The following is a 7,564-nucleotide window of genomic DNA, read 5'->3' on the forward strand; positions in this document are numbered from 1 at the left end:
ACGCCCAGCTCGCAAGCGCGCGACTGCATGAGGTCCTGGAAGCCGAGCGACAGCTGAGGTGTTTTCTGACGGGGAAGAGCGACTCTCCGATTTCGATGTCGCCTTAGTCGAGGCTCTGGTGATAGGCTTTCTATGCCGAATTATAGATAGGATTCCTATATTTTACATAATTAAAGTTGTCTGCCAATTCATTCATTGAATTTGCGCGACCGGCGTCAAGCGCCGAAACGATCAGGCCCCCGGAACGGCCTGGAAGATCATGATCGGCGTCTAAACCATCCCGTGAGCGAGATGCGGTCGCGCGTCGCAGGCAATACTTCGTGCAGCATGTCGGCGGATAGAAATACTGCGAGCCGGCTGCCGACTGGCGAGATGTCCTGCGTGCTCAAGCCCTCAGGATGTAGCCGCAACGCACCGCCGTGCTCAGGCAGCCAGTCCGCATTCAGATAGACGATGACGGACACCGTGCGGCTATCGTCATCGCGAAATTGATCGCGGTGCCGCTGATACGAAGCGCCCGGGGCGTAGTATGCGAAGTGGCTTTCGTATTCTTCGAGTCCCAGAAAGAGCCCGCGATTCAACGCAATGCGCAGCATTTCCATGATCGCGAGATACCGGTCGCAGGCTTCGGACTGGCCCGCCTCCAGCCACTGAATTCGGTCGCCGCGCACATCGGGCTGAAAAGAACGTGCCGCGCCCTGGCCGACAAGCGCCAATGTGAGCGTTCCGGCCGTCGCAAGCGCTGCACATTCCAACGCCAGCGCGAGCGTCAAATCCGGCGGGAAAAAATTGTCCTCTTCCGACCAGCCATGGTCATGAACAGCATCCACGATACGTCGATGCTGTTCATCTCCGGGTGCATCGAAACACGCCGGCGAGTGTGATCGGGTCACTGCTTGTTCCTTCGAACGAAGGTGCTGGGTGGAAATTCGAACGGCCGCCCGAGGCGGGTATCGGCAAGGGGGCTTGATCTGAGCCAAAGATGCGACGCGTCGATGCGGAACTCTTTGTAGTCGAACTTCACGGCCGAAAGGGTGCTCCGCTCGTCGTCGCGCTGGACCGGCTGCGGGCGCCCTGCTGCGTCTCGACCTATGTCCGCCAGCTTGTTCCGGTAGTCGCAGCCAGGACAAATGAAAAAAATCCTTCCTCGTCGATTTGGGGCTCGACCTCATCGAAGGTGAACCGCGCATCGCAGTTTCGGCAGGTCCACATGGTTGTCTCCATCGCCGTTTTCGACGCTTCGCCGGTTGTCGAGGTTCGGGGAGGTGACGCGGTAATTCAGAACCCGTGCTCTTTAAGCAACTTGCTTGCAAGAGCGCGCGCTGCATCTCGCGCCTGATCCTCACGCGCGAATTCCTGTTCAGTTTCGTGTGGATCGTCGGACTCAGGATCACCGCCCACTGGCCGCAGATGCACGATGCCCCGATAAGAGCCCGTGACCGTCTTCATCACGCGAACTCGCGCCAGATTCGTGTGAGTTGCATAGATCTCATCTTCCACAGCGAACTCCCTTCTACTTCCCAGGAATCGTAGCATGCAATACCTGACCGATCACGGCCGCGCTGGCGAGCCCGGTGCACACATTACCGACTGCGGCGCCTACCGGTATCGACTCCGGCGCGAGTGGGATCGCCGCGGGACGCAGCAGGTGCGAGCTGCTATACGTTATTCGGACGGGGAGCAACTGTGCGCGGTTGTTTCGTCGTTGCCTGGCGTTTGGCGTCCAGATCTTGGATGAACTCGTAGAGCGTGGCGCTGCCCCCAATTTGTTCGCCCGATCCGATGCCACTAAAGGGGGTGGACCAAGCTGAGCGCGAATTTCTATCATAAGCCTGACAGTTATAAGGCCTAGCGTTTTCATAAGGGAGGTGCGTAGTTCCCCGTGGGCGTTTAGTCGCATCAAGCTACATATAGCGCGACAGTTCCCTTCTCGCTGCTCGTCGTCACCGCGTCAGGGTCATTTGGTATCTGATCATTGAACCGACTGCGATGTTTCCGAATAGCTCTGTGCATCTATATAACCCTGGCGCTTATGATAGAAATTCGCGCTCAGCTTGCTCCACCCCCTGTCCGTGACCCGATTGAATAGCCATCCCCATCGTAGCCCGCATTAATTCTGTCACCGTCGCGACAGCAAAAGCGTCACTGCATGGGCGCGCCCTCCTGTGCTGCGACGTCCGCCCAGTGACGGGTCTACTGCGGCCGACGCCGGCCCCTACCAAAATCAATCTGCAGACGCGTCAGCCGCCGGCGGCGCCACCCGGAGCCGGTCGTCGAGCAGTCGCTCGAAATCCGGGTGTTTGGCGAACGGCGTCTCGGATCGTGCCACGCCGTCCCTCAATTCCGGCAAGACGCGAGAGGAGATAGCTACCGCGGTGTGGCCCCGGTGGCGTCGCGACGGATACACGAACCCATCTGGCCGCATCGCGCCGTCAACAGACTGCATCGCGACATCCATGTAGTACCCAAACCACTGGCACCAGTCATAGTCAGGGCTCGAAAGGTCGTCGTAAATGCCGAGACGACTGGCAGCGGAGCCATTGAGATTCCAGAACCGGAGCGGCCGCGGAAAGCGCAGTTCAGCGATGATGCCGTGCTGTACCGCGAACGGGTCCATGTAGAACGTCCCCGGTCGTGTCACGTCATTTTTGCAGAACTGCGCCTCCCAGATCGCCGTTTCGGCCACGTGCGCCGTGTACAACCACCAGAACGGCATTTCGTTGCCGCCAGAAAACAGTTCAGGCGGCGGTCCGAAGCGGTACGCTCGCGCCACGCCCATCGGCAGGACACTCTCAGGTAGATACGCAGCGCGGTATAGCTGCGCCTCACCGCCGACCGCGAAAGGCTCGTTGGTGAGGCACTCCTTCAATTGCACTGGCGACGGCAAGCGCTCGCGCAGGTACGACGGTGGTTCGACGGTTGGTTTTCTGTTGTCGCTCATTGGATAGCCGTTCAAGCGGCCATGCTTGCTCCCGGCCCGTTGATCAACGCAAGAACCTTGCGCTGACGCTCGTTCGCGGGCAGTTGCAAGAGTCTTTGCTGACTCGGATGCAGGGACGCGCGTGTTTCGAACGGGACACCAGCCAATAGCTCTGCTGGCGCCAGTTCGTTCAGCGCGTCCTGCGCCGTAACCAGGAAAGCATGGACCTCAGTTCTCAACGCCCCCCGAAGGGCGAGAAGCACAGGCGGCAACAGTTCAGGCACCGGTCCAGCGAATTGCCACGCGGGAAATTCACGACCGTTACTCTGGCCTGACGGCACGACGCAATAGAACTTGTTCGCTTCGACATAGCGATACAGGCTCGCGAGCGACATGCGCACCTTGCGCTGCTCGATCACCTCCGAAGGCTTCAGGTTGACAACAGGCAACGACGAGGAGCGGGCTTCAGATCCGTCGGCGTCACCGGACGCCAGAATCGTCGCGAAGCGCTCTTCCAGGACATGTCGCAGCAAGTCACGGATCGAACTGTCCGCAAGCTCCGGGACTTTCACCCGCAACGTCCCTTCGATATCAGAAGCAAACGACTCGGCGACATCCCGAACCAGCTGACGCGCATCGCCCGCGTAATTGCCGGTAAGCGCAGCACGGATCTTGAGAGCCGACGCTTCGTTTCGTTCTTTCGTTAGCTGTGTCATGAAAGCCTCCTTCAGGCAATTTGCGGGGGGGCGCCCAACGGGGTGAGCCGCTTCGCGATTGCTTTCGCACTACCGGTTGTCGGCTCACCACTAACCGCGGTCGTGGATCTAAGCCTCAAAAGCGCTCGCCCGCGAAGTTCGCCGAGCCATCGACGGAGGACAGCCGCGCGCAACAGCGATGAGTCGCGGCCCCACGCCGTCCGGGATTTACTGTCGGTTAGTCCGTCGGGTCCGACAATTTTGTCGAGGTATCGGCGTAGACGAGCTTGCAGTACCCGCTCGTACACGGTGTCCCCGGACAAGTTCCCAACCAGAATTACCTTGTTCACCGAGGCGCTTTGCACTGACGCCGCAGCGCCCAGCTTGCGAAACGCGCGGGCTTCGGACGGAGTCACCGCGGTAATCTCATCATCCCGATTCAACATTCAGAGCCTCTCCAGACAGTCCACCTGACCAGCATACACCATGTTTTCTCATTTTTCGCAATTTTCTTATGTGTCGCAAGTTGCCTTGCATTCCTGACGCTCTAGCTTCCTGACGACACCGCCCACCTTGAAAATCCCCTTGAACCTGTATATATACACAGTATGGATGCATATACAGTTCCGGAGGGCGTCATGGAACATCTGGTGCGCGTACAGAATGAACGGGACCGCCGTACGCTCGCGTGGCTGCGCGGACACGTCGGCGACGCGGCGATCGAGGCGGCAGCGCAGCGGTATGCTGGTCCGGCAAAGCCGTACCTGTCGGCGGTGTGCCGCATGCTCGGAGTGACGGCGCCGCAGTTCGACGGACCGCGCCGGCGGGTAGCGAGCGCGACGGCCGAGCAGTCACTGGCCACCATCCGGCAGATCCTGGCTGCACGAAGCGGACGGCGACCGCCGATACCCGGGGCGCTGCGGCGCCCGTGAAAAACCTCGGCCGCCCGCCGGCGCAGTGACTATCATGTAGACGTGGTCGGTGCTCACGGCACGTGACCACAAACGGAGCAGAGGCGGGGCTGGCGGGCAAACTGGCCGCCCGTCGCTGCTCCGCCACGACCGGTCCGCGACATGCGGGCCGTTTTTTTGAACCCGTCTAATCCTGATAATTGCTATTTATCAGGATTGGGTGATGAAAAGAGGGCGCGACCGGAATCACGCTGGCGAATATCGAGGGGCGGCAGTAACGGATTGAATTTCCAGCCGAATTTGGTAGCTACTTGGTAGCCTTTTGTTACCTATTGGCGACCTTATTGAACGAGGAAAGTCCAGAGGCAAAACCGGTCGGCTGGACATGCAATCGCTAGTTTGCATAGATCGGTTCGTGTCCGCGCCGGTCAGGAGAGCCCTATAAGGAGAGCCCTATATTTAGCCGGGAAGTTTGGCTGCGCAAGCGATTACCCATCGTCACGGTCTTGGGCGGGGAAAATGTTTCGGCAAAACGCGGGAACAGTTTATGCAAACCAACGGCGCGCTGGCGTGATAAACCGTTAGGATTCGTGAATTTGACATAAAAGAAATGATCACTTTTATGACATGACATGACTAGCCGCCAGAAATTGCACGAAAGATACGATTACCCAGATCGCGTAACGATAGTGAGGTTTTTGTCCTGGCAGAATCACTTCGCGAGCCGACGAGTGCAGCAGACGAAGAAACGACGCCACGCGAGTTGCCCGCAGCTTCCAGAGCTCGGCTCCAGCCGGCGCAAGCAATCAAGGCTGCGTTGAAAAGAGGCAGGTTTCTCTTCTCAACGACCGGGTACGTGGCGTCAGCTGAAAGGGCGCGCCGTTCCGCGGGCTGCCCCGCTGCCACGGAGTTCTGCTGAACTGTCGATTCAGGTCAGAGCGAAACGATCTGTCGCAATAGTTCCAGCGCTTTCATCTCATCCAGCCGCCCAGTCCGTGCTTTCCCTGCGAGCGTCTTGATCAGCGCTTCTGCTATTGGTTCAATGCCTATCAGATCGTCCAGGCTCGTCACGGGAGCAGAACGGCGCGGCTCCGCAATAACCTCTGTGACGGAGGCCGGCGCCGGCTGCTGGTGAGAGGCGGGCGGTGGGACATCGTTGTCAACAGTTTGCCGGATCGCCAGATCGGAGGCAGGCGGGAGTACTGGATCCAGTTGCTCCACGACTGCCTTCGTCACGGCGGCATCGCTGGCGTGATCCGCCTCGGACGGTTGGGCGTGTCGATCGCTCGCGGTTTTCGCCTTCTTACCCGCGGACTTTCTTGCCACCGCCGCTTCCGGCCTTATCACAGCTGATAGCTCCCGTTGGTCAGATGCAGGTCGACCCGACTGTGGATCAAGCAGAGCCGACACCGAATCAGGAATGTCCGTGACTGAACGCGGAATGTCCAGCCAGCCAGTTGGCAACCCGAGGCGTTCAGTGAAGCGGCTGGCTTCGGCGTCGTCCATGCGCTTCTGCCCATACAGACGATTGTCCAGGTTGGAGGCGCTGATACTCATTACCGCGCTGAGTCGCACCTTCGATCCCTTACGGGAGGTGAGTACGTGCAGGTTGGCGCGACGAATGTTTTGCAGAGCCGCCAGGTCGTTCAACGGCAAGGATTGCTGGGCCCCCGACTTCACGGACGCTTTAGCTTTCGCTGATGCCGGTTTCGACGAAGTAACCGTGGCAGTCCTTGCCGCTGTGGACTTGCTCTTCGCGACGGCCTGTGGCGAGCCGCCATCGGTTCTCTTTGACATTTCTGGTTCCCTCGGCAAACGGTCGGTGGGGGTAGGGTGGCGGGTCGCTGGTATTGCCGGAGCCGGTTCCGATGCCTGCTCGTCCGCCGATTCCGGTTCAGCGTTAGCGCGAATAAAGTCAAGCGGCGCCTTCAAACGACTGATGGTCTCGGATGTGAGGGCAGGGTTGGGTTGATCGAAAAACCCATCGGGTAGCCCGAGCGTCGTTTCAATGTGGAAGGCCGTCTCGGGTGTGAATCTCTCGCCGTTTATTAATTCGGCCACGCGCGTCAGGTTGGAATCGAGTCCCAGTGCAATATTCTCTGCGCCCACCGCATCGACCAGCCATTTAAACGAACGCGTTTTGAAAATGGATGCCGTCTGGGTTGGATCCCGGGCAGGTGGCGTTTTTACGTATGGCTTGTTCTGTCGATGAGAAGTCGATGGTTGGCGCGATTGACGCGAGCCCTTGTCTCGAGATCCCGGATGTCGCCCATGTGGCTGATTCATAAAGTGGGCTCTCCGCCGGTGAAATCACTATCAATGCGGGGATTATAAGCGAGGGGGTACTCACGCCGGGCTTGTCGTCAGCCAACGAGCCGTTCTGGTGACCCAAACGCTGACGGCGTTGCTCCCGTCGGTTGTGGTGCCAATAGCGAAAGCGAGCGAGAAGCCGCCAGCTTGCGCGTCAACTCAACAAACTGAAAGCTTGGCTATCCAGACGACAGGCGCGGTAGTCTCTGTGAGCCGCACGTCGGTCAAACCGAGTTGGCCTCAGCGAATGCGATGCATCAGTTCGATCCCGGAGATCGTAACGGTGGAGTCCCTGAAGCGTTTGAAGCCGAGCATGACGTCCACCCGCGATTTGACGTTGCGATGATTCCGGTCGATGCGGTTTTGCACACCGGCAAGCGGGTCTGTCTGAAGGGAGGAATTCGAACGCCAGCGTTCTGAGTGAGAGACCGTCGCGTTGTGCCCCAAGGGGCACCGTACACAGCCAGGTTCGCTGCTAGCCCATCTGCTCAGGCGGATCGAGACTAACGCGGACAGTCCGCTGCCCGAGATGGGTTAAGCCAACTTCAAAGATCGATACAGTTCAAGGCTGCGGTGGCGCAAAACCGTCGCCCCTTGTAAATCGTTCAATGAATCGACTCCCGGGTGTTGAAGAGACTATGCGAGTCCATCCAGTCGTACGATTCGTTGCTGTGCGCCCACGCCCAGTTCCTTGCTGTCTCACGTTTCTTGCCGACCGCCTGTGCGAC

General features: G+C 59.1%; 6 protein-coding genes. 1 reads left to right on the forward strand and 5 read right to left on the reverse strand.

Annotated elements, in window-relative coordinates:
- Positions 1-257 precede the first annotated feature (257 nt).
- The 4 genes from M0D64_RS44420 to M0D64_RS44435 form a co-directional block, all read right to left on the reverse strand.
- Entirely contained in the window at positions 258-893 is a 636-nt protein-coding gene (locus M0D64_RS44420; protein ID WP_266262256.1) for a 2OG-Fe(II) oxygenase, read from the reverse strand.
- Between the two features lie 385 nt (positions 894-1,278).
- The gene (locus M0D64_RS44425) at positions 1,279-1,500 is read right to left on the reverse strand and encodes a hypothetical protein (RefSeq protein ID WP_266262257.1); all 222 of its coding nucleotides are present in this window, start codon (positions 1,498-1,500) and stop codon (positions 1,279-1,281) included.
- A 724-nt stretch (positions 1,501-2,224) separates the two neighbouring features.
- Positions 2,225-2,941, reverse strand: a complete 717-nt coding sequence (locus M0D64_RS44430) for an RES domain-containing protein (protein ID WP_266262258.1) — start codon at positions 2,939-2,941, stop codon at positions 2,225-2,227.
- Positions 2,942-2,952: 11 nt separating this feature from the next.
- Complete coding sequence (locus M0D64_RS44435) at positions 2,953-3,636, reverse strand: hypothetical protein (RefSeq protein ID WP_266262259.1); 684 nt, start codon at positions 3,634-3,636, stop codon at positions 2,953-2,955.
- A 617-nt stretch (positions 3,637-4,253) separates the two neighbouring features.
- On the opposite strand from M0D64_RS44435, the gene M0D64_RS44440 reads away from it, so the two are divergent.
- Positions 4,254-4,547, forward strand: a complete 294-nt coding sequence (locus M0D64_RS44440; RefSeq protein ID WP_266262260.1) for a hypothetical protein — start codon at positions 4,254-4,256, stop codon at positions 4,545-4,547.
- 912 nt (positions 4,548-5,459) lie between these two features.
- Here M0D64_RS44440 and M0D64_RS44445 read toward each other — a convergent pair.
- Entirely contained in the window at positions 5,460-6,812 is a 1,353-nt protein-coding gene (locus M0D64_RS44445) for a hypothetical protein (RefSeq protein ID WP_266262262.1), read from the reverse strand.
- Positions 6,813-7,564: the final 752 nt, after the last annotated feature.

The sequence above is a fragment of the Paraburkholderia sp. WS6 genome (genome assembly GCF_030464835.1).
GTDB lineage: Bacteria > Pseudomonadota > Gammaproteobacteria > Burkholderiales > Burkholderiaceae > Paraburkholderia > Paraburkholderia madseniana.

Bases quoted from the DNA above. Each gene is read 5' to 3' on its own strand.
- M0D64_RS44445 (WP_266262262.1), bottom strand. From the start codon at position 6,812: ATGAATCAGCCACATGGGCGACATCCGGGATCTCGAGACAAGGGCTCG.
- M0D64_RS44440 (WP_266262260.1), top strand. From the start codon at position 4,254: ATGGAACATCTGGTGCGCGTACAGAATGAACGGGACCGCCGTACGCTC.
- M0D64_RS44430 (WP_266262258.1), bottom strand. From the start codon at position 2,941: ATGAGCGACAACAGAAAACCAACCGTCGAACCACCGTCGTACCTGCGC.
- M0D64_RS44435 (WP_266262259.1), bottom strand. From the start codon at position 3,636: ATGACACAGCTAACGAAAGAACGAAACGAAGCGTCGGCTCTCAAGATC.